The organism is Psychrobacter halotolerans (genome assembly GCF_039680845.1).
GTDB lineage: Bacteria > Pseudomonadota > Gammaproteobacteria > Pseudomonadales > Moraxellaceae > Psychrobacter.
The window spans coordinates 107,833-129,346 of record NZ_JBDKWD010000004.1 but is presented as its reverse complement, the minus strand read 5'-3'; the positions used below and the strand labels follow the sequence as shown (position 1 = coordinate 129,346).

The following is a 21,514-nucleotide window of genomic DNA, read 5'->3' as shown; positions in this document are numbered from 1 at the left end:
AGGTGGCTACATCATGTCTCATGCTATTGTCAAAGCAGACGCCCATAAACGGTCTACCTTTATCCTTTTATCAGTTGCTGTATTACTGTCACCGATGCTGATCCCCTCTGCTTTTGCTATGAGCGCAGCGGCGCAGGTAACGACGGTGGAAAATGAGAATCACTCATGCACTGAATTACAAGTATTCTCTCGCCGCTCAAAAGACCAACGCGTTTTGAGCTGTCTGCTAACGCAACTGCAATATTATCAACAAGACAGTATGACTGCTCGTCAACAGTACTTTGCCTACAAAGCTCAAGCTTGGCTTAACTATGCTATTCATAAAAAAAGTATGAATAACCGCTCATCGATTGGTATGCAAGCCGCACAAATTGCTGAAGATATATTATTAGCCTTAAAAAATGGCACTGAAACAGACCTTCCTCTCATTCAAGACATCCCTTCAAACGGTACGCTGATGCGATCTGATCTGTGGGCAACTTTAAGCGCGCTTAAAGCGCAAGGAGGCATAGCGTCAGCACCGCGTGAGATTGCCTTTAGCGAGGTTGCTCTTATTTGGGCGACGAATAACTATTGCGAGCGCGGTGAGCGCGAATCCGGCAGTCTTTTTCGCATGGCAGACCGCTGGGTTGAGCAAGCGCGTGAAGCCTATATCAATAATCATGACTCGCAGACCAATGTTGCCTTGGAGGGGTTAATAGTGTACTACTATAAACAGTACGCGCCTGTAGACTCAAGCGCCCATATTTGTCAGGGACAAATATTGACGACGACGACATAAGACCACAAAAAAAGCCGACACATAATGTCGGCTTTTTTTGTGACCGCTCAGCGCTAGCCAAGCCTATCTATCAACGGTTCTTACGTGGTAGCTTTTCTGGTAGGTAGCAACGCAGATAGGCAATGAAAGCCGTGTTTGCTTCTTGGATATAGTCATTAGTGATGCTTTGATGACGACGATAAGACAAGGTGAATATAGCATTAACAATACTATAAGCCACTAACAATGTGTCTTGAATGTCTTCAAAGTTTGGCATCTCATAACGCTCTGACAAACGCTTGTAAACCAAATCAACAATCTGATGATCCATGTCTTCACCAAAACCATCACCTTCAAAATCAGGCGTGTTGGTATCATAAATAAGCTTGGCCTTGGTTTTATCGTTATGGAATATCGTCACACATTGGTCGATAAGGGCCGTCAAATACCCCTGCCATCTATCATAATTACCAACATCAACGGTTTCTACCATCTCTAATATTTCGATCGCATTTAAAAAACGCAATGCTAAAAATATGGCTTCGATATTGGGAAAGAAGTGATAGGCTGACGCTCTTGGGATGCCCGCTTCTTCACAGACAGCCGCCAACGTAATGTCATTGATAGCTTGCGTTTCACTCAACTTTTTGGCACCAGCCAAAAGTTTTTGACGACGAGATCGACCTTGTTGACTGGTAAATTTAAACTTGTTCGGTACAAGTTTTTTTGCCAGTTCCGAATCTACTAACACGTCTTCAATTTTTTCGTCTTTGTTTTCGCTCATCATAAGTCTCTTAAAATTAAAACCCTATTTGATACAATCATCTTTATTAGATAGCACGCCTTCTAACCTGAAGAATTACTTTCTACTAACCAACAATACCGCTTTAGTCCTATTAAGACTAATAGAAAGTCATAATAAACGCTTGTACACTATCAAGCAAGGAAGATGAATGGGTTAAGAATAATGTACAGATCAACAATGTATTCGAGCTGATCATACAATGCAATTTAATAAAATTAATCGTTAAGTTTGATTTTCGCTCTTATAATACCATGATCGATGACTCTATCTGCATAATCCCACTTTAAATGGTCATTGAAATAGTCGACTCGTTCAACCTGACCGAGCGAAAACTTACTATCAGGCAAGAACTCTTCTGAAACAAACAACTGATCGATAACTTCTGGCATGCCTTGATAGATATGAGTATAAGCCACGTCTCTCATCCAATCATAACGCGATTGGATACGGGCGGCGTCAAACAATGCAACATCACGCATACTCTTATCGTAATTGACCTCGCCGGTCTCTGTCATCAGTTGCGTGGTGACACTGCCAGTCACGTCATTCATATCACCTAAAAGAATTAATGGCTCGCGAGTATGATAAAGGCGCTCAATAATAGACATACGAATAGAGGCTGCTTCTGCAGCGCGCATGCACAAACTGCGAAGTTTGGCACGTACTCGAACATTTGGATCGTCCATATCTTCTAATAAACTGCCGTCTTTATCACGTAAGAAAAAAGCCCGTTTGCTCTTTAGATGCGCCGTGACAATCGTAATGGGCTGACCGTAAGCATTGACACGTAATAACAATGGTGGACGGTTAAAACGACGATAAGGACCAATATCAGGGATATCAATCACAGCTTTAGGTGCTATATCCTCTAACAAACTGCTTTCTAATTGCTCAAAGCGACTGATGATACCCACAGCGGGCGTATCTTGTGCGCCTTGGCCTTGCGTGTACGGGCTGGCACTGTCATTGCTTGCCAGAGGTGCTAACACATGCTCAGGCTCAAACCCTAATGATACCGCTAATGCTTCAAGCGCTTTGCTGTCCCATACTTCTTGTACTGCTATGATATCCGCGTGCGCTTTTGATAATAAACTGGTGATACCGTGAAGCTTATGCTCATACTCATTGTTACTATAAGCAGGTGCATTATCATAATAAATACGGTTTGGGTTAGCAAAATTGAGCAAATTGGCCGTTGCAATGTAGAAATGCTTTTGATTGCCGTTACTCGCGTTACTTCTCATAAATTACCTATAGTTATCGTTCGCAATCAATTGCATTCCAAGATATAAATATACAGTAAAAAAGCTTCCAAAGAAATCTTTGGAAGCTTAAAAATAGCATAAACCTACGGATTTTATCTAGTATTGAGGGGTCATCTACAATCAGACTAACTCTAGTGATAAGAGAGTAAGATTCTATAGTATCCGCTTACCTAAAACAAGCCAGTTATTAGTTAACCTTAATTGTCTTAGGCCTCGAAGCTATGTATGTTTTGTAGATTATACCGTTTTCATCATGGTTTATAATAGCTGATTGTTATTAAGAGACACGATTCCAAGCATCTGCTGAAGCTCGACGTGCTTCGTTCCATTCCATACGAGACTCGCCTTTTACTTCATGCCATGAACGCTCTAAGTCTGCTTCATGATCTTCAAAACGAGCATCGGCAGGATAGCGTGCACGGTTAGCATACCCTACTGCATAGGCTGGATGTAGGTCGCGGTCGAAATCGTAGCCTTCTTTGTAGTAATCAGCATTTGCATGCTCAGCACGCCAATACGCTTCTTCATGTGTTGGATCGATTGCTTCAGCAGCTGCATGACCTGCGCCGCCACCAACGATTGCACCGATAGCGCCACCAATCAATGTCCCTAATGGACCAGCCATTGTACCGATAGCTGCGCCTGCTGCTGCACCGCCTACACCGCCAATACCTGTACCTACTGGGTGCGAGCCTGGCTCACCAGTAATCATGTCAGCATTCAAATCTTTCTTTGTCTCTTTTGACATATGCTTAACTTCACCACGATCAATGGCGTCATGATCATTTACCATATTGTCATTGTCGTGTAGAACGCCTCTATTACCGTCTACCATAGGATCAGCACCTAGCATAGGGTCAGCGCCTGTTTCTCTGCGGTGATTGTCATCAATAATTCGCTCTCTATCACCCACTTCAAGGTAATCATCATCAGCAACCACACGATTGTTAGGATCTGTAATACGGCCATCGTTATTCATAATATCTTCCTTAAATTCATTGTTATATATTAGAGTTATTGAGTGCTGATTCATTAATAAATAAAGAACCAGCGGTCTTGCTTAATTCTTCTAAAGTATAGGAACTTATGGGGGAAGACAGATAGACCGATTATGTAAACTCTGTCCGAATTGCGATTGTCTTGCGTTACAACCTGTATCTTTCTAACTATTTTATGGTATGGCAGAGTAGTTAAAGTAATTTTTAATGTGATGATTATCTTATCTTAACCAATACCCTTGTGTTTTAATTGGTATTCAATGCACTATTGATCGCTCGTTGCCATTTATCAAGATGGCGCTCGCGAGTCTCGTTTGACATGGTAGGTTCAAAGACTCGATCAACTTGCCATGAGGCTTTTATCGTGGCTTCATCATACAGACCTGTTTTTAGACCTGCCAATAGCGCTGCCCCTTTAGCAGTGACTTCCGTATCTTTTGGACGCAGTACGGGGACGTTGAGTAAGTCCGCTTGAAACTGCATCAGCAAATCATTGTTAGCAGCCCCGCCATCCACTCTCAGCTCAGTCAAAGGATGCGGGCTGTCTTTTTGCATCGCAATAAGAACGTCGTAAGTTTGATAAGCCACTGCTTCTAATGCGGCGCGTGCAATATGGGCTTTAGTCGTGCCACGGCTCATTCCTGTGATACTCGCACTGATATCTGAGCGCCAATAAGGGGCGCCCAGCCCTGTAAATGCTGGTAGCAATACCACCTCTTCACTGCTCTCAACTTGCCGCGCCAACCTCTCAATCTCATCGCTTTGCTGAATCATACCCAGATTATCACGCAACCATTGTACGATTGCACCTGCCATAAACACGCTACCTTCTAACGCATACGTCACTTCTCTTTTGGGTGGATGTAACATGCGGCGACCTGATTGCACAATGTGATCAAGCGATAGATTCTCTGAGCGCGAGGGCGAGGATTTTCGTTGCCAAGCAACCGTGGTCAACAGCTTATGTTCGCTAAGCTTGGGCTCTTTGCCAATGTTCATTAGCAAAAAACAGCCCGTTCCGTAGGTATTTTTTGCCATGCCAGCATCAAGGCAACCTTGTCCAAATAAGGCGGCATGTTGATCGCCTAATACAGCGTGGATAGGAATTTGTTTGGCAAACAGACCTTTTTTGGTTTTGCCAAAGTCGCCATCAGAGGGCAATACTTTGGGCAATAATTTCATAGGTATAGCAAAGCACGCGCACAACGATTCTGACCACGCCATTTTATGAATGTCATATAGCAAGGTGCGAGAAGCATTGGTCACATCAATCACATGCTCGCCGCCTGTTAATTTATATATAAGCCAGCTGTCTATCGTGCCGACAGCGATCTCGCCTTTATCAATACGGACACGCCATTTTGGATTATGCTCCAGTAGCCACGCGATTTTGCTGGCGCTAAAGTACGGATCTAGATGTAGGCCTGTCATGCGCTGTATGTCGCTTGCAATGTCAGTCTGTTTGTCCTGATGATTATCCGTTGTCAGCTCGGTGGTCAGTTTTTCACAGTAACTGGCTGTGCGTCTGTCTTGCCAAATGATGGCTGGTGCCAATGGCTTGCCCGTTTGCTTATCCCAGATAACAATAGACTCACGTTGATTGGTAATGGCAATACTGGTGACATCGGTGGCCAGTAAACCTGCCTGATTAATCACGTCATGCGCACAGCTGATTTGCGTCTGCCAAATTTGCTGCGCGTCTTGCTCGACAAAACCTGCTTGCGGCGTTTTTAGTGTCGTTGACTGTTGTGCTATCTTGATCGGACGAGCATGATCATCATAGAGTATCGCTCGACTTGACGTTGTGCCTTGATCCAAAGCCAAAATATATCCTGCCATTCCTCACGCTCCATCTTAATCTCAATCATTTTGTCATTGGTATTCTATAATCATTTTTTCATTACTGACACTCATTTAGGCTCTTTGACATCAATCATCACAGCCTTATGCTAGAAAAGCGCTCATCTCTCCTCTACTATTTTGACTGCCTAGAAAAATAAATCGCATGAAACATAGCCTATATCCGTGTTGTCTATGCTTGATAAACACTCATTTATAAAGGCCACTAGATATAAAATTAGTAGCAACCAACACACTAAATGCTTGATTGGGTTTTTATTATTGAGCCATCAGTAACATCGTGACTTTTTTGAACTCAAAGCACTATCATAAAGTTATCACTCATTCAATGCAAAATAAGCCAATACTGAGCATTGACCCGTCACCATTGTGCCACTACAGTGTACGCTTTATTATGAGTAACAAAATTCTAGTCTCTATGAATGGTCTATAATACTGTCTTTATTCTAATAGACCTTTATTCTACTGGTCGCTAGTGATAAGAATCCGTGCTTTCGGTACGGTGAAGGCTATATGTGATTCTAAAATACTCTGTTTTTTAATTAATGGCTTACATGACTTATGAAATTTGCTTTATCGACGCTATCTACTGCTGTAATGACGGTTATGCTTATGGGCTTAGCTACCTCCGCACATACTCAAGAAAATAGCATTGGGCTGCAAAATGACATAACACCCGTCGCTGTGACGCAAATTGTTGACGCTGATACTCAAAACAACGCTTTAGATGACGTGACCGGCGCAACCACTGTTGCTAGCGCTGACCCTGAGACGGACAACACTGAGCCGCGCGTTGGCTTGACCACACTTATCGATCCGATCACCCACAAAAGCGTTGATAATAGCTATCCATTAGAAGTGTCTAGCCTATTGAGTCTTGAACAGGCTCAAAATATTTTATTGCAAGTGTCACCAAAAATGGCTGCCAACCAAGCCGCGATCGCTGCGAGTGAATACCAAACAGACGCACTCAAAACCATAGACAATCCTTTGGTATTTGCACGGATATCGGCCAATGCTTATAACGTGGATACAGATCTTGATTTATCAACGCTCAAAAACGACATTACTAATCAGGTAAATGAGGATGTGGGCGGTGCAGTACCGCCAGTCGCTTCAGTACCTGACCTACCAAATTTTGGCGAGTTAATTGGTGAACGTATCCCTGACTCTTATGAGCTTAAGCGTTTAGGGTCTACGACCGGTGCAGGTGTGGGTGTGGTATGGCCTATTTATACCGCTGGACGCACCACGGCGCTCACAGGTGCTTCTAATGCGCGAACGCAAGAAGCCGTAGCGGACAGCATACTGGACAAGAACGAGCTTTATAACACGTTAACTGAGCGCTATTTTAAGGCGCAACTGGCCATTATTGCCGCCTACTTGCGTGACGATGCTTATGATACGTTACAGCAGACCGATCATATGGCGCAGCGGCTTTTTGAAGAAGGTTTTATCTCACGTGTGGATCGCTTAGAAGCTCAGTCTGCACTTGCCGATGCAAAAAGTGAGTCGGTCAATGCCAACAACGACGCCCGTCTGGCCATGATGTCGCTACAGCGTCTCTTGCGTACGGATTATCGTATCAAACCTTCAACGCCACTATTTGTGTCAAGTCGCCCTTTACCAGACGTCAGCTATTTTCAGGATTTGGCACTCCAAAATCACCCAGGACTACAAAAAGTCGCTGCCAAACGCGCGCAGGCGCAGCAGCTGCACGCTCTATCGGATACAGGTTATAAGCCGACCGTTATGCTCTATGGCTATGGACAAGTCGAAAAAGACCCAAGCTGGGTAGCTGGGGTTTCTGCAAGCTGGAAACTGTGGGGCGGACTGGATAAAACCGCTTCATTGGCCTCCAGTAATGCCAAAATACGCCAAGCTGATCTGTCTGAGATTGAAGTCAGTGATAACCTATTATTATTGGTTGAAAAAAACTGGCACGATGTCAACAATGCTCAGTCACGTTATCAGGCATTACAAAGCAACGTCGATTTGGCGGCAGAGGTTTTACGCTTGCGGCAATTAGGACTGCAAGAAGGGGTAAATACGCCTATCGAGGTGGTACAAGCACAGACGCAATCGCTTAAAGCACGAACGGAACAAGCACAAGCAGCGAACAGTTATGTACAATCATTGGCAGCGCTGATGCAAAGCTGCGGTACACCCCTTGCTTTTAACGCTTATCTCAATGCCGCTGGCATTCGATTGCCGACTTTATATACTGAGTAATGGTTTTATATCAAAAATCATCGAGTATATTGATAAGGGCTTATACTGACTGGCCTGTCATGAATAACTGCATATAGTCAATCCAATATAAAAAAGGCACAGCGAGAATGGGACTCATTTTTTGATGCCCTTGCCTGCGAAGGCACAGCAAGCAAGAAAAGTTGATTCTAGTCTCGCTTTATCGTTTCTTGTATCTATTTTATTTAGGATTAACGATATAACGACTGACTGCATAGCGACCAGCTGATTGTCTTGCCACTAATAAGTGCCATACTACTAATAAACCTATTGTGAATACCATTTTATGAAAAAAATGACTCCTAAATCGACAAGTTGGCTACCAACTTTACTAGAAACATGGCGTATTGCGAATAGCTCTAATATTTGGGCACATTGTGCAAGCGTCGGTTATTTTGGTTTTTTATCCATTTTCCCCGTCATGGCGGTGTTTGTGCTGGTTTATGGTCTCGCGTTTTCACCAGCTGAGATGCAAGAGCAGATATCATTGTTACGCGCCTTTATACCTGATAGTGTCTATGAAGTCCTTAATTCACGCTTAAGCGACCTAGTTTCTAGTACGACGTCCACCCTAACTTTCAGTCTCGTTATAACGAGCCTACTTGCCCTTTATGCTGGCTCAAAAGGCGTAAAGTCGTTGATAGTTCTGATCAATCTTGCCTTTCACATTAATCAAGAACGCAGTTTCATACAGGGCACGATTCGAGCGCTTGGGTTGACCTTTGGCGCAGTCGTGGTGTTGATTGTAGCAATCTCTTCTATTGCTATTATTCCTTTGGCAGCAGCCTACTTCCCCTTCCCGCAAATAGCCAAGACGATTGCGCTTTGGAGCAGATGGCCCATATTGGCTGGCATTATATTCTTAAGCTTTCTAAGCCTTTATCGCCTAGCCCCAAACCGTGACGCCATCGCCCTAAAAAAACTGATGCCTGGCGCTGCTTTAGCAACCGTTCTTTGGATTGTGTTGTCAGTCGTATTTTCGATTTATGTACAAAATTTTAATAATTATAGTGCTGAGTTTGGTGCGCTTTCAGCAGCCGTGGTTATTATGCTTTGGCTTTATTATTCAGCCTTTATCATCGCTTTTGGTGCTATTTTCAATTCTGAAACCCTAGAAAAAGCCAAACCTCATGCTATCCGCGTGTATTAGCCATTACTCTTTTATCTCCCATTTTGTTGTTTTAGGAACCTCATTGTCATGACTGACTCTACAAACGAACCAGACGACGCGCGCAAGTTAACAGACTCAGAATCATCAACTACGCCAAATAGCCATCATAATGAGCAAGCCCCCGTTGATCCTATCGTTGATGACAGTAACTCTGAACAAGAACAAGCGGTGCCCAATTATCAGCGCACGCCTAAAAAAACGAACCAGTCAGCTAAGATAAAAAAAGGACTGCTCGCCTTGCTGTTTTTAATAGTAGTGGGCGTTATTGCTTACGGTCTGTATAAGAGCAATGAGCAAAGCGAGGCTCAAGTGGTCACTTTGCAAGGGCAGATGCAAATGCAGCAGACGTCTATCGCGGCAAAAGTGCCAGGACGTATTGCTCAGATTTTAGTGACAGAAGGGGATATGGTGACGGTTGGTCAGCAGCTCATTGAGATGGACTCACCTGAGATCAACGCAAAAATCAATCAAGCGCGTGCTGGCAAGCAAATGGCACAAAGTCAGTTAGACAAAGCTGAAAATGGCGCACGCCCGCAAGAGATTGCGCAAGCAAAAGCCGCTTGGCAAGCCAATAAAGCGGCGTCTGATTTGGCTGAAAACACCTATCAGCGAGTCAACCGTCTCTATGAGGAAGGGCTGATGGCGCGGCAGAAACGTGACGAAGCTTATGCCCAGTATTTGGCCACTCAAGATCAGACGGAAGCGGCACGCTTGCAGTATGATTTGGCGATGGAAGGCGCTCGTAGTGAAGACAAGTCTGCCGCGACCGCCCAAGTCGCCCAAGTCGATGCACAACTAGACGAAGCCTTAGTGGCAAAAGAAGAAGCCAATTTAAAAAGTCCGATCGCAGGTATCGTAGATAATGTTATCGTCAATGCGGGTGAAGTCATTGGTGAAGGCGTGCCTATCTTAACGCTGGTCAATACTGATGACCAATGGGTGGTGCTAAACGTCACCGAGACGTATTTGAATCAGTTTGCGATTGGTCAGCAGTTTACGGGTACGATTCCCGCGCTTTCCTCAGCCAATCAACCTTATACCAAGCAGTTCACGGTCTATGCAACCTCAACACTCTCTGACTTTGCCACTTGGCGTCCAACCAATAATGATGATGGCTTTGATGTGCGCACGTTTGAGATCAAAGCGCGGCCGACCATCACTGATGCTCGTATTCGCTCAGGTATGAGCGTTGTCGTCCGTATCGATCCTACTGCCTCTCAGACCCAAGAGTAAGCCATGCGCCTGACTCAGCTCATTAAAGCTTTTGTACGTAGCGCGGCCTATGAGCGACGGTTTTTAGCCAAAAACCCATGGGACTTGAGTATGGTGGTTTGGATACCGCTAGTAACGGTATTGCTGGTTTGGTGGATATTTTCCCAAACCCAAATTACCGACTTACCCATTGGTGTTATAGATCAAGACAATGGTCCTGTGGCCAATACCGCCGTACGCTATTTGGAAGCCAGCCCCACTCTGACGGTAAGACAGCTTTATCATTCAAAAGCTGAGGCAGAGGTGGCTATCTTGCAACGCGATGTCTATGCCATTGTCGTGATTCCTGACGATTTTTCTCGCCATATTTTATCGGGTAAATCCGCGCCCCTAATTTTGCAAGTAAATGCGCAGTACGGTACGCATTCGGGCATCATTCAAACCAGTGTACAAGGCGTTGCTGGCACGTTGTCCGCCGGTGTTAAGATACAGCGTTTGATCAAACAAGGAATGGCGCCATCGCAAGCGGACATTGCATACTCGCCCATTAAAATACAGCGTATCAGCCTGTTTAATACCGCCACTAACTATCAGCAGTTTTTGGCATCGACCGTTATTCCTGCGCTGCTACATATCTTGGCCATGGTCATCGGCGCTACCACGATTGGACGTGAGTTACGTGATAAAAAACTTGGTCATTGGTATCATTTTATTCAAACAGGTCGTCCTAATTTACTAACGATCAATGAGACGCCAAACACTAATGGGACGAGCAATACCAAGGAGACATTAAGTACCAAGAAGACATTAAATGAAAACCCCGAGCAAACGACATCAAGAGTAGAAATAGCTAACACAAACAACAATCAAGGTATTGAGATAAAGGAAAGCCTCTCTCATAAAATCCCTAATCATGTCAGTGTCGCCGTTTTGCTATCTGGTCTGTTGGGCAAGTATTTTTGGCCGATGCTGGCCTATAGCGTTTGGGGAATGCTCGCGCTATGGCTTGCTGCTCCTCAAGACTCTATCGCCATCAGCTCACTTATTGTCACTTATATTGGTTTATTATTGCTCATTATGCTCTCTTTTTGGCTCGGTGCTATCTTTACCTTGAGATCGTTTTCATTACGCATGGGATTGTCTTCTACTGCTTTTATTTCAGCCCCTTCTTATGCGTTTGCGGGCGTCACTTTCCCTTATATTGCCATCAGTAGTAGCGCCCAATATTGGTCAAACGTCTTACCACTTACCCATTATCTAAAACTGCATATTGCTCAGTTGCAGATGCAAGCCCCTGCTACCATCTCATTGCCGATTGTCTATGGTCTAACCATAGCTGCTATGATTGCATGGCTTTTGACAGCCTTGTTAACCAAACGCGCATTGGCGCATCCTGAACGCTGGGGAGCGCGCTAATGCCATTATCAAAAGACCGTTCATCTACCAAAACGGCAGAGTCACAAACTGACTCGTCACAAAGCTTTTTCGGCAGCTTCTTACAGACTGTCAAAGACATCTTTTCAGATAAAGGCGTATTTTTATTATTATTAATTGCGCCCATTATCTACGGCTTCTTTTATCCTTGGCCCTATTCAACAGAAGTCGTCAACCATGTACCTGTAGGTATTATTGATCAAGACAATAGTCAGCTATCTCGAACCATCATTCGCTATGCAAGCGCGAGTCCGCAATTGGATACACAGCGCTTTGTCGATGAACAAACTGCCAAAGAAGCCATGTGGTCAAATGAGATCGCCGGATACATGGTCATACCCACTGGACTTGAGCAACAAGTCATGTCCGGCAAAGCCGCAAGCGTCAGCGTCCTCGGCAATGGTGGCTATCTTTTATTGAATAAAAACGTGCAAACGGGTTTTTTGAAAGCGGTGAGCACTGTCTCAGCGGGTATTGAGGTCAAAAAAAACGTGGCACAAGGTGCTTATTCTGCCACTGCTGCCGCCAATATCCAAGCAGTGCCCTTACAGATCGTTCCTTTGTATAATCAAACTGAAGGTTACGGCGCTTACGTCGTGCCAGCGGTCTCTATTCTTATTTTGCAGCAAACGCTGTTGATCGCCACCGCCATGTTGATTGGCACATGGTATGAGCAACGTCGTCATAGCACCACGATGCGCGGCTGGCTTGGACGTATTGCAGCGCTCAGTATGTTTAGCTTTCTGATGGGCTGTTTTTATTATGGCTGGGCGTTTGAGCTGCATCACTATGCGCGTGGACAAAACATGCTTGGCAGTTTGTTATTTTTGCTGCTGTTTTGCCCAACCGTAGCAACGCTTGGCTGCGTGCTGGGGCTTTGGTTCCGCCAGCGCGAGCGTAGTATGCAGATTTTGATTTTTAGCTCATTGCCCTTGTTTTTTATCAGTGGCTACCCTTGGCCCGCCCATCAGCTTCCAGAATTCTTACAAATCATCCGCTGGTTGATACCGACCACGCCTGCCATCAATACCTCTGTGCAACTGAACCAAATGGGTGCCAGCGTCTCGCAAGTCGCGACAGGGTTTTATGCACTAGCAGCATTGTGGGTGTTTTATTTCACTTTATTAATGCTGATACGCTGGTATGGCTCTATCAAACAGCGCGACGCATGGCAGTAAAAAACAACGTTTCTGACAAGCAATAAATGACGCTTTATTATTAGGATTAACTGATAAAGCGCGAACAAAAAAAAGCGCCTACTCATGCAGCAGGCGCTTTTTTGTCTTTGATTTTTGCGTTTCTTACTCTAGACTTTTATCGCTTAAAAGACGCGGTTCAAACCATTCAATGCCGCCACGCGATAGGCTTCTGCCATCGTTGGATAGTTGAATGTCGTATTAACGAAGTACTCAAGCGTATTGTTACACTTCATCACGGCTTGGCCGATGTGAATAATCTCTGACGCATGATTACCATAACAATGAATACCTAATATTTCTAAGGTCTCACGGTGGAATAAGATCTTCAGTACACCAGTACGCTCACCAATAATCTGCGCGCGTGCTAGGTGTTTGAAAAAGGCTTGACCCACTTCATAAGGGACTTTTTCGTCCGTCAGCTCTTGCTCAGTTTTACCGATACACGATACTTCAGGAATGGTATAAATACCCGTCGGTACGCTAGAAACTGGCTCAGCATTTCTGTCGCCAACCATAAAGGCGGCAGCACAGCGTCCTTGGTCATAAGCAGCAGAGGCAAGCGATGGCCAACCGATGACGTCACCTGCTGCATAAATATTATCAACCTCAGTACGATAGGTATCGTCTACTTTTAGCTGACCACGGCTATTGGCTTTTAGACCAATCGCTTCTAGGTTCAGACCTTCTGTATTACCTGAGCGTCCATTTGACCAAAGAATCGCATCAGATTTGATTTTTTTACCACTTTTTAGATGCAAGATCACACAGTCATCATGCGTTTCTAAATGATCAATTTCTTCATTACTACGGATAAGCACACCAAATTGTCTAAAATCGTGCGCGATGGCATCACTGATTTCGCTATCTAGATAATTGAGCAATTGATCTTGGTTGTTGATCAAATCAACTTTATAACCCAAACCTGTAAAGATAGAAGCGTACTCACAACCAATCACGCCCGCCCCATAAATGATGATTTTTTTGACGATATAGTCCATTTGTAGGATTTTATCAGAGTCAAAAACGCGTGGATGGTCGAAATCTAAAATGTCAGGACGATATGGACGGCTACCAACAGTGACAATGGCTTTATTAAAGGTAATGGTTTCAAAAACATTCTCATCTACTTCAATCCGTAAAGTATGCTTGTCAACAAAGCTTGCCCAACCTTGGATGACCTCAATGCGATTGCGCTCATAAAAGCGGGTGTGCGTATTGACTTGACGGCGGATCACTTGGCGGGCATTTGCCAGCACGCTATTCAAAGGTACTTGCTTATATTCCATCGCCTTGGTAAACATGGGGTCACGGCGAAAGTTAATAAGGTTAAACACGGATTGGCGTAGCGCTTTACTTGGTATCGTACCTACGTGCGTGGAGTTACCGCCGACTTGATCACGCGGATCGACCACCACCACTTTTTTGCCCGATTTTGTCAGCTTCATGGCAGCCGCTTCACCAGCAGGACCTGCCCCTAAGACGACCGCATCGTATTCATACTCATGGTCATCGCTTTTGAGACGGTTTAAATCTTTGGCGAAACCAGATTTGATATCAATCCGCGTGTCATCAAGCGGATTGATAAGGTCAGGATGATGCATGACATCATCGGTGACTTGTTCGTGAGTTTGCTCAATTTTTTGCTTTTTGGCCTTGCTTTCCGTATGCTCAGGGTTTGACGGACGGCCACTTTCTTTATTTGACACTTCAGTATGCGTGTCTTCATTGACATCATTAGTAGCATCGCTATTAACAGCATCGTTTGGATTTTTACTTACCATCGTGTCCTCTTTATATCTACTTATGTATTTAATCTTCAGTTTGTGACTGACTCAAGGCATGGCTCAGTCAAAGCGTGGTTAAGTTAAGGCAAGGCATAGCCGAATCAAAGCCACTTTATTAAGGCATGGCCACCATACGTTGTGACACTACGTTTTGCAGGGTCCAATGTCCGGTAAGACTTTGCTGGCCTTCGTCAATTTGTGGACGCACATTGATCACGTACTCTGTACCAAGAACGGGCTTAAAGTCATCAATCCAATCGTAAGGAATCTGAAACACACTGCCATCTTTGCTTGATTTGGCCAGTAAGCACTGCATTGGCAATGTCGATGCACAGGCAACCCGATTCGGCATAATGGTCAGCGTTTGCGCTTCACCCAATACGATTGTTGGAATATAGCGCGGCTCAGGTACGGGATCACGCGCAAAAAGTGAGCTCTGACAAGCACTGAGTAAGGTCGTCATACTGAGCAAACTGGCCAATAATAAGGGGGTTTTGCTCGACTTATAAGATGCGATCATAATATTCTCTATATGATAATGACAGGTATTAGATGACGTATATTAATATTGTTTAGGTGCTTTAAAGTGAATCAGTATTAGCCAATGCGGCGTTTGAGACCAGTCATTTGTAAGATACGAGTGGCGATTTCTTCAACCGACATCTCAGATACATCCAAACTGGGAATACCATGCGTGATATAAATCCCTTGTATCGCGCGCTGCTCTTGCTGACATTGTTGATAGCTAGAATAACGACTGCCTGCACGGCGTTCTTGACGGATTTTTACCAAGCGATCGGTATCAATAAGCAAACCAAATAGCTTGTCTTTATGCTCACGTAAGGCTTTTGGTAACTGATTGTCGTACAGATCGTCTTCCGTCAAAGGATAGTTGGCGGCGCGTATACCGAACTGTAGCGCTAAGTATAAGGACGTTGGGGTTTTGCCCGAACGTGATACCCCAATCAAAATAATATCGGCGGCATTGTAATGACGCGTACGCGCGCCATCGTCGTTGTCTAAAGCAAAATGCACTGCATCGATACGTTCTTTATAAGTTTCTGAGTCCACATCGTCGTGCGCATGACCTGAATGTCCATCCGGCTCCACTCCAGTCTCTTCTGCGACGCGCCCAATCAATCCCTCGTACATATCTAGATTACAGCTTTCGGCTGAGTTGATTTTTTCGCGAATATCGGGGTTTACTATCGTATCAAATACCAAAGGCAACAGCCCGTCTCGCTGATAAGCCATGTTGATTTGTTCAACCGCATCTTCAGCACGCTCTAGGCTATCTACATAAGGCAGTACCCGTGTCTCAAAAGGCACTGAGGCAAACTGGCTCAAAATAGCACGGCCAAGTGTCTCAGCGGTAATGGCGGTGCCATCTGAGATAAAGAACGCCGTTCTAACGGCTTGTGAGCTGTCCAAATTTAGCGCATTGCGGTTTTGAATAGTGGGGTTCATTTGTTCAGCGGGGCTACTTAAGTACATAACGTTGGCACCTCAATTGGTAGGACAATAGTTACCTGTGCTTAGTGTCAGCTTTCATCCGTCTCTGGCTGATTGAAAACTACTGTGACACTTATAAGAATTTAATACCTATATAAGTGTTCGCATTCGATATCAAAACCGACATTCGTATGTTCGTATGATAAATAATAAGCTTCGGCTATTTATGCTCTCTATTATACGCATATTAGCCTCTTAATAGGAATCAATGTTACAGGCGTACACTTATAGACAAACTTAGAAGTGAACTTCAAAACTGACTATAAAATCCACGCTTTTAGCGGTCTTATTTATCATAACCTATCGTTATAGTCGTTCTATTTTAAAAAGCGTACGTTTCTATTAAGGTGAATGTCGCGAATAAGTGAATGTTGCGAAACCTCTGTTACGCGCCTGAACAATCAGTGAGAAACATCTATTCCAATAGCTAGCATATGACAACCGTATGTAGCACTTTTCTTTTGCTTTAATGACATCTTGTCTTTGTCTTTCTGCCCTACTTTACAAGTGCTTGACCAATAAAAAATAAGATCGCTTCTCATAATTATGTAGCAAACTCGACAATTTGTATCTTTTTAACAAGTTTTTTGGTTTAACCCCTCGAAATTATCAAAATATAGCGGTATAATTTACCGTTATAATCTTTACTAAATAACCTTATTTTCTGGAGTTATCATGGCAGCGCAATCTACAGCACTTGTAATCAATCTTGATCAGCTAGGAAAAGACGATATTGAGATGGTCGGCGGCAAGAATGCCTCGCTTGGCGAGATGATCAGTCATCTTTCTGATCTAGGCGTTAGTGTTCCAGGCGGCTTTGCCACAACTTCAAATGCGTTCAATCGCTTTTTGACCGAAACAGGCTTGCTTGACAAGATCAATAGCGAGCTTAAAACATTAGATGTCAATGACGTCAACAAGCTGGCTGCAACGGGTAAAAAGATCCGTACGTGGATTATTGAGCAAGAGCTGCCAAAGGATCTTGAGCAAGAAGTGCGTCAATCATTTGAAACCATGAGTGGCGGCGAAGACATCGCCGTTGCGGTGCGTTCTTCTGCCACTGCTGAAGATTTGCCAGATGCCTCGTTTGCTGGTCAACAAGAGACATTCCTAAACATTCGCGGTATTGATAACGTTCTACTGGCTATTAAAGAAGTCTTTGCCTCTCTTTATAATGACCGTGCTATCTCTTATCGTGTTCACAAAGGTTTTGAGCACGAAGGTGTGGCCTTGTCTGCTGCGGTACAGCGTATGGTACGCTCAGAAACGGGCGCAGCTGGTGTGATGTTCACGCTAGATACAGAAAGTGGTTTTGACCAAGTTGTGTTTATCACATCAAGCTATGGTCTTGGTGAAATGGTGGTACAGGGTGCGGTCAACCCAGACGAATTCTACATCTCAAAACGCCTGCTAGAAAATGGCAAGCCTGCGGTTATTCGCCGTAATCTTGGCAGCAAGCACAAGAAAATGATCTACGGCGATGAAGGCAGTACATCTAAATCAGTCAAAACCGTTGATGTTGAAAAACAAGATCGTATGCAGTTCTCGTTGTCTACCGAAGAGCTAACCTCACTTGCCAAACAAGCCATGACCATCGAAAAACACTATGGTCAAGCAATGGATATCGAGTGGGCAAAAGACGGTGATACTAACGAAATCTTTATCGTTCAAGCGCGTCCTGAAACCGTAAAAAGCCGCCAAGACAGCAATGTCATGGAGCGTTATATCATTGACACCACTGATGCCAAAATATTGTGCGAAGGCCGCTCAATCGGTCAACGTATCGGTTCTGGTAAAGTGCGTATCGTGACCAACTTAAACGAGATGGACAAAGTAGAAGACGGTGATATCTTGGTATCAGACATGACTGATCCTGATTGGGAACCAGTCATGAAGCGTGCTTCTGCCATTATTACCAACCGCGGTGGCCGTACTTGTCACGCCGCTATTATTGCGCGTGAACTTGGCGTTCCTGCCATCGTTGGTTGTGGTAACGCCACCGAATTATTGGTTGATGGTCAAGACGTAACGGCTTCTTGTGCCGAGGGCGACACAGGCTTCATCTATGAAGGTCAGATTGACTTTGAAATACAGACCAACTCTGTAGAATCTATGCCAGAGCTTGCATTCAAGGTAATGATGAACGTGGGTAATCCAGACCGTGCCTTCTCATTTACCCAAATGCCAAACGAAGGTATTGGTCTTGCACGTCTTGAATTCATCATCAACCGTATGATTGGTGTGCATCCAAAAGCCTTGCTAAACATGAACAGCTTGCCACGTGAAATCTCACAAGCCATTCATGAGCGTATCGCAGGTTATGCCTCACCTGTTGACTTCTACGTCGACAAATTGGTCGAAGGTATCTCAACCCTAGCCGTTGCCTTTATGGATCAGCCAGTGATCGTTCGTATGTCAGATTTCAAATCAAACGAATACGCTAACTTGTTAGGCGGTAAGTTATACGAGCCATCAGAAGAAAACCCAATGCTTGGTTTCCGCGGTGCCAGTCGTTACGTATCTGATAACTTCCGTGACTGCTTTGAGCTTGAATGTAAAGCACTAAAACGCGTACGTGATGAGATGGGCTTGACCAACGTCGAGATCATGATTCCATTCGTACGTACCACAGGTGAAGCAAAAGAAGTCATCGAGCTACTGGGTAAAAATGGTCTAAAACGTGGTGAAAATGGTCTACGCGTCATCATGATGTGTGAGCTGCCAACCAACGCGTTACTCGCAGAAGAGTTCTTAGAATACTTCGACGGTTTCTCAATCGGCTCTAACGATCTAACTCAGCTAACACTAGGTCTTGATCGTGACTCAGGTATCGTCTCACACCTATTTGATGAGCGTGATCCTGCGGTTAAGAAGCTATTGTCGATGGCTATCGACGCTTGCCGTAAGCAAAACAAATACGTGGGAATCTGTGGTCAAGGCCCTTCAGACCATCCAGATCTTGCCTACTGGCTCATGGAACAAGGCATCAATTCAGTGTCATTGAACCCAGACTCAGTACTTGATACTTGGTTCTTCTTAGCAGGTGAAGAAGCAAAATAAGCCATCACGTTAAGTTACAATATTAAGTGATAGTCAGGTCAGAATTCAAAAGATACCGTATGACTGGGATAAATTTTTCGTCGCCTCTGTCAGCAACGCTACCGCAAGCAAGGAAAATTTTTACCAGTCGTGCATTGTAATATCTGGTATCGATTTTCTTAAGTATTGACTATACACGGGTAACTCACACAGTCATTAAAAAGACAACGTTTAGGGTCTATTTGATTTTTTCAGATAGACCCTAATATAATGGCTTAAGATATGACTAACTATGCAGGCAACTATGCAGATTTTCCTTGCTCGAAATAACGTACAAGCTGGCCCCTATAATTTGGAGCAGCTTAATATTATGTTGGCATCTGGTGAAGTATTGCTGGATGATTTGATGTGGCATGAAGGATTAGACCAATGGCAACGCGTTGGTCAATTGACCAACAATCAAACCGTCTATAGACCGGCCCAACCTGCTTCAGAGGTTAATGACTCTATCATTAATAATGTCACAATATTCCCTGAAGACAATGCTAATCATGGACAAAAGGACAAGTCTGTCTCTTTAGATAGATTATATGGTAAGCCTGAACGTCCAAAAGAGTCGAGTAAAGATGCGAAAATAGACATGACAACCAACCGTCATCTCACCCCGCATAACAATGTGTCTTTAAACAAATCTACGCTTAATAAAGCAGGCTCTGATAAAGACAAGGTCGTCGGTGACGTTGTACTTGCGCCCATCATGTCGCGTGTATTGGCAGCGGCTATCAACGGTTTGTTGTATGTATTAGCCATTGTTCCCTTGGTAATCGCTTTGACCAAAATGGATGTGGATTATAGTAAATTCCAAAACATCCAAAATATGGACGTCGCTTACCAATACTCTATGACGTTGATGGAAAGCATTCCTAGTGGCACACTCATGATGTCACAGGTCATGGTTTTTGGGCTATTTGCATTGCAACTGGTGTTTATCACACTACGTGGCCAGTCACTTGGCAAGCTATTGACGGGTATTCGTGTCGTTGATCAAACCACCCATCGTTTGCCCTCATTTACCAAACTGGTTGGCATTCGTACCTTGCTTCTTTTTATTATTTATAACTTGTTGTTCTCATTTACAAGCTTTTTAGGGTTTGTCATTGTTGCTATTCATTATTACATGGCATCGAAAAGCCCTGAAAATATTGGCTGGCATGACAAACTTGCTAAGACGTTAGTAGTAAAAGCAGACAACAGCCAATTGGTAAAAGAGCCAAAGATTAAATAGCGTATTTTCTAATAGAGTTTCTGTTCAATTAATAAAGAAGCAACGCTAAGCGTTGCTTCTTTATTGGTCGTTATTTTTAACCGTAATTTTTAGAAATGATAAAGTATAGCGGGCTTTGATATTAACCTTTGTGTTAATCATTAAGTACTGTTATAATACGGCGCTTTATAAACTAAGCTTCTGCTCTGCTGTATTTGCCGAGATTAAGCTTACCTTATAAATCTCCTTGCTATTAACATAGGGTTAATAGCTACTAATCCGTAAGGAGTCATAATGCGACATTACGAACTGGTGCTACTTGTACACCCAGACCAAAGCGACCAAGTGGTTGGCATGGTTGAGCGCTACATCAAGTTAGTTCAAGACAACAACGGTGTTATCCATCGTTTAGAAGATTGGGGCCGTCGTCAACTGGCTTACCCAATCAACAAGATTCACAAAGCTCACTACGTTCTTTTCAACATTGAAACTGACGGCGAGACTTTGGCTGAACTTGAAGAATTATTCCGCTATAACGACGCGATCATTCGTAGTCTAGTTATGCGCCGTGACGAAGCTGTCACTGAAGAGTCGCAGTTAGCCAAGAATGCCGATGAAAAACGCGCACGCAAAGCAACTACTCGTCGTCCAGACAATCGTGAAAACGATAATGACGACAACGACAACAGTGAAGACTAATTAAAGGAGAATACTCATGGCACGTTTCTATCGCCGTCGCAAATTCTGCCGTTTCACTGCTGAAGGCATCACTCACATCGATTATAAAGATGTTGAATTGCTAAAACAGTATATTAGTGATAATGGCAAAATCGTACCAAGCCGTATTACCGGTACGTCTACTAAATATCAGCGTCAACTAGCGACTGCTATCAAGCAAGCTCGTTATTTATCGCTACTTCCATACACTGATAACCATCAAGGTTAACCGTTAACTAGGAAT

General features: G+C 44.0%; 17 protein-coding genes. 10 read left to right on the top strand and 7 right to left on the bottom strand.

From position 1 onward, the window contains the following. The first annotated feature begins 13 nt into the window (after positions 1–13). Positions 14–781 carry a hypothetical protein gene (locus AAJP47_RS08920; RefSeq protein ID WP_346717564.1) on the top strand — a complete coding sequence of 256 codons (768 nt, stop codon included), beginning with the start codon at positions 14–16 and terminating at the stop codon, positions 779–781. 70 nt (positions 782–851) lie between these two features. Here AAJP47_RS08920 and AAJP47_RS08915 read toward each other — a convergent pair whose 3' ends face one another. From AAJP47_RS08915 to glpK, 4 genes are all read right to left on the bottom strand, one after another. Beyond that, on the bottom strand, positions 852–1,544 hold the full coding sequence (locus AAJP47_RS08915; protein ID WP_346717782.1) for a TetR/AcrR family transcriptional regulator: 693 nt from the start codon (positions 1,542–1,544) through the stop codon (positions 852–854). Positions 1,545–1,780: 236 nt separating this feature from the next. Beyond that, positions 1,781–2,809 (bottom strand): endonuclease/exonuclease/phosphatase family protein, encoded by a 1,029-nt coding sequence (locus AAJP47_RS08910; protein WP_346717563.1) that lies wholly within the window; start codon positions 2,807–2,809, stop codon positions 1,781–1,783. Positions 2,810–3,107: 298 nt separating this feature from the next. Continuing rightward, positions 3,108–3,623, bottom strand: a complete 516-nt coding sequence (locus AAJP47_RS08905) for a hypothetical protein (protein ID WP_346717781.1) — start codon at positions 3,621–3,623, stop codon at positions 3,108–3,110. 451 nt (positions 3,624–4,074) lie between these two features. Beyond that, entirely contained in the window at positions 4,075–5,667 is a 1,593-nt protein-coding gene (glpK, locus tag AAJP47_RS08900; protein WP_346717562.1) for a glycerol kinase GlpK, read from the bottom strand. A 582-nt stretch (positions 5,668–6,249) separates the two neighbouring features. Between glpK and AAJP47_RS08895 the strand changes: the two genes are divergently transcribed. The 5 genes from AAJP47_RS08895 (at position 6,250) to AAJP47_RS08875 (ending at position 12,933) form a co-directional block, all read left to right on the top strand. After that, complete coding sequence (locus AAJP47_RS08895) at positions 6,250–7,920, top strand: TolC family protein (protein WP_346717561.1); 1,671 nt, start codon at positions 6,250–6,252, stop codon at positions 7,918–7,920. 304 nt (positions 7,921–8,224) lie between these two features. Then, entirely contained in the window at positions 8,225–9,088 is an 864-nt protein-coding gene (locus AAJP47_RS08890; RefSeq protein WP_346717560.1) for a YihY/virulence factor BrkB family protein, read from the top strand. A 48-nt stretch (positions 9,089–9,136) separates the two neighbouring features. Next, positions 9,137–10,342: an HlyD family secretion protein gene (locus AAJP47_RS08885; RefSeq protein WP_346717559.1), complete on the top strand. Its 1,206-nt coding sequence runs from the start codon at positions 9,137–9,139 to the stop codon at positions 10,340–10,342. A 3-nt stretch (positions 10,343–10,345) separates the two neighbouring features. Further along, the gene (locus tag AAJP47_RS08880; RefSeq protein ID WP_346717558.1) at positions 10,346–11,737 is read left to right on the top strand and encodes an ABC transporter permease; all 1,392 of its coding nucleotides are present in this window, start codon (positions 10,346–10,348) and stop codon (positions 11,735–11,737) included. Beyond that, complete coding sequence (locus AAJP47_RS08875; RefSeq protein ID WP_346717557.1) at positions 11,737–12,933, top strand: ABC transporter permease; 1,197 nt, start codon at positions 11,737–11,739, stop codon at positions 12,931–12,933. Before AAJP47_RS08880 ends, AAJP47_RS08875 begins: the two co-directional genes overlap by 1 nt. A gap of 143 nt (positions 12,934–13,076) precedes the next feature. On the opposite strand, the gene sthA is transcribed toward AAJP47_RS08875, so the two are convergent. The 3 genes from sthA to ppsR form a co-directional block, all read right to left on the bottom strand. After that, positions 13,077–14,555, bottom strand: coding sequence for a Si-specific NAD(P)(+) transhydrogenase (gene sthA, locus AAJP47_RS08870; protein ID WP_497198710.1), 1,479 nt, complete (start codon positions 14,553–14,555; stop codon positions 13,077–13,079). Positions 14,556–14,853: 298 nt separating this feature from the next. Then, entirely contained in the window at positions 14,854–15,258 is a 405-nt protein-coding gene (locus AAJP47_RS08865) for a DUF4377 domain-containing protein (protein WP_346717555.1), read from the bottom strand. 77 nt (positions 15,259–15,335) lie between these two features. Beyond that, positions 15,336–16,205: a posphoenolpyruvate synthetase regulatory kinase/phosphorylase PpsR gene (gene ppsR / locus AAJP47_RS08860; RefSeq protein ID WP_346717780.1), complete on the bottom strand. Its 870-nt coding sequence runs from the start codon at positions 16,203–16,205 to the stop codon at positions 15,336–15,338. A 720-nt stretch (positions 16,206–16,925) separates the two neighbouring features. On the opposite strand from ppsR, the gene ppsA reads away from it, so the two are divergent. The 4 genes from ppsA (at position 16,926) to rpsR (ending at position 21,499) form a co-directional block, all read left to right on the top strand. Next, on the top strand, positions 16,926–19,310 hold the full coding sequence (ppsA, locus tag AAJP47_RS08855; protein ID WP_346717554.1) for a phosphoenolpyruvate synthase: 2,385 nt from the start codon (positions 16,926–16,928) through the stop codon (positions 19,308–19,310). A gap of 271 nt (positions 19,311–19,581) precedes the next feature. After that, positions 19,582–20,574, top strand: a complete 993-nt coding sequence (locus AAJP47_RS08850) for an RDD family protein (protein WP_346717553.1) — start codon at positions 19,582–19,584, stop codon at positions 20,572–20,574. Between the two features lie 273 nt (positions 20,575–20,847). Continuing rightward, positions 20,848–21,252 (top strand): 30S ribosomal protein S6, encoded by a 405-nt coding sequence (gene rpsF / locus AAJP47_RS08845; protein WP_101205443.1) that lies wholly within the window; start codon positions 20,848–20,850, stop codon positions 21,250–21,252. A gap of 16 nt (positions 21,253–21,268) precedes the next feature. Further along, entirely contained in the window at positions 21,269–21,499 is a 231-nt protein-coding gene (gene rpsR, locus AAJP47_RS08840; protein ID WP_010198808.1) for a 30S ribosomal protein S18, read from the top strand. The last annotated feature ends 15 nt before the right edge of the window (positions 21,500–21,514 follow it).

Bases quoted from the DNA above. Each gene is read 5' to 3' on its own strand.
- AAJP47_RS08920 (WP_346717564.1), top strand. From the start codon at position 14: ATGTCTCATGCTATTGTCAAAGCAGACGCCCATAAACGGTCTACCTTT.
- AAJP47_RS08915 (WP_346717782.1), bottom strand. From the start codon at position 1,544: ATGAGCGAAAACAAAGACGAAAAAATTGAAGACGTGTTAGTAGATTCG.
- AAJP47_RS08910 (WP_346717563.1), bottom strand. From the start codon at position 2,809: ATGAGAAGTAACGCGAGTAACGGCAATCAAAAGCATTTCTACATTGCA.
- AAJP47_RS08905 (WP_346717781.1), bottom strand. From the start codon at position 3,623: ATGGTAAATGATCATGACGCCATTGATCGTGGTGAAGTTAAGCATATG.
- glpK (WP_346717562.1), bottom strand. From the start codon at position 5,667: ATGGCAGGATATATTTTGGCTTTGGATCAAGGCACAACGTCAAGTCGA.
- AAJP47_RS08895 (WP_346717561.1), top strand. From the start codon at position 6,250: ATGAAATTTGCTTTATCGACGCTATCTACTGCTGTAATGACGGTTATG.
- AAJP47_RS08890 (WP_346717560.1), top strand. From the start codon at position 8,225: ATGAAAAAAATGACTCCTAAATCGACAAGTTGGCTACCAACTTTACTA.
- AAJP47_RS08885 (WP_346717559.1), top strand. From the start codon at position 9,137: ATGACTGACTCTACAAACGAACCAGACGACGCGCGCAAGTTAACAGAC.
- AAJP47_RS08880 (WP_346717558.1), top strand. From the start codon at position 10,346: ATGCGCCTGACTCAGCTCATTAAAGCTTTTGTACGTAGCGCGGCCTAT.
- AAJP47_RS08875 (WP_346717557.1), top strand. From the start codon at position 11,737: ATGCCATTATCAAAAGACCGTTCATCTACCAAAACGGCAGAGTCACAA.
- sthA (WP_497198710.1), bottom strand. From the start codon at position 14,555: ATGCATCATCCTGACCTTATCAATCCGCTTGATGACACGCGGATTGAT.
- AAJP47_RS08865 (WP_346717555.1), bottom strand. From the start codon at position 15,258: ATGATCGCATCTTATAAGTCGAGCAAAACCCCCTTATTATTGGCCAGT.
- ppsR (WP_346717780.1), bottom strand. From the start codon at position 16,205: ATGAACCCCACTATTCAAAACCGCAATGCGCTAAATTTGGACAGCTCA.
- ppsA (WP_346717554.1), top strand. From the start codon at position 16,926: ATGGCAGCGCAATCTACAGCACTTGTAATCAATCTTGATCAGCTAGGA.
- AAJP47_RS08850 (WP_346717553.1), top strand. From the start codon at position 19,582: ATGCAGGCAACTATGCAGATTTTCCTTGCTCGAAATAACGTACAAGCT.
- rpsF (WP_101205443.1), top strand. From the start codon at position 20,848: ATGCGACATTACGAACTGGTGCTACTTGTACACCCAGACCAAAGCGAC.
- rpsR (WP_010198808.1), top strand. From the start codon at position 21,269: ATGGCACGTTTCTATCGCCGTCGCAAATTCTGCCGTTTCACTGCTGAA.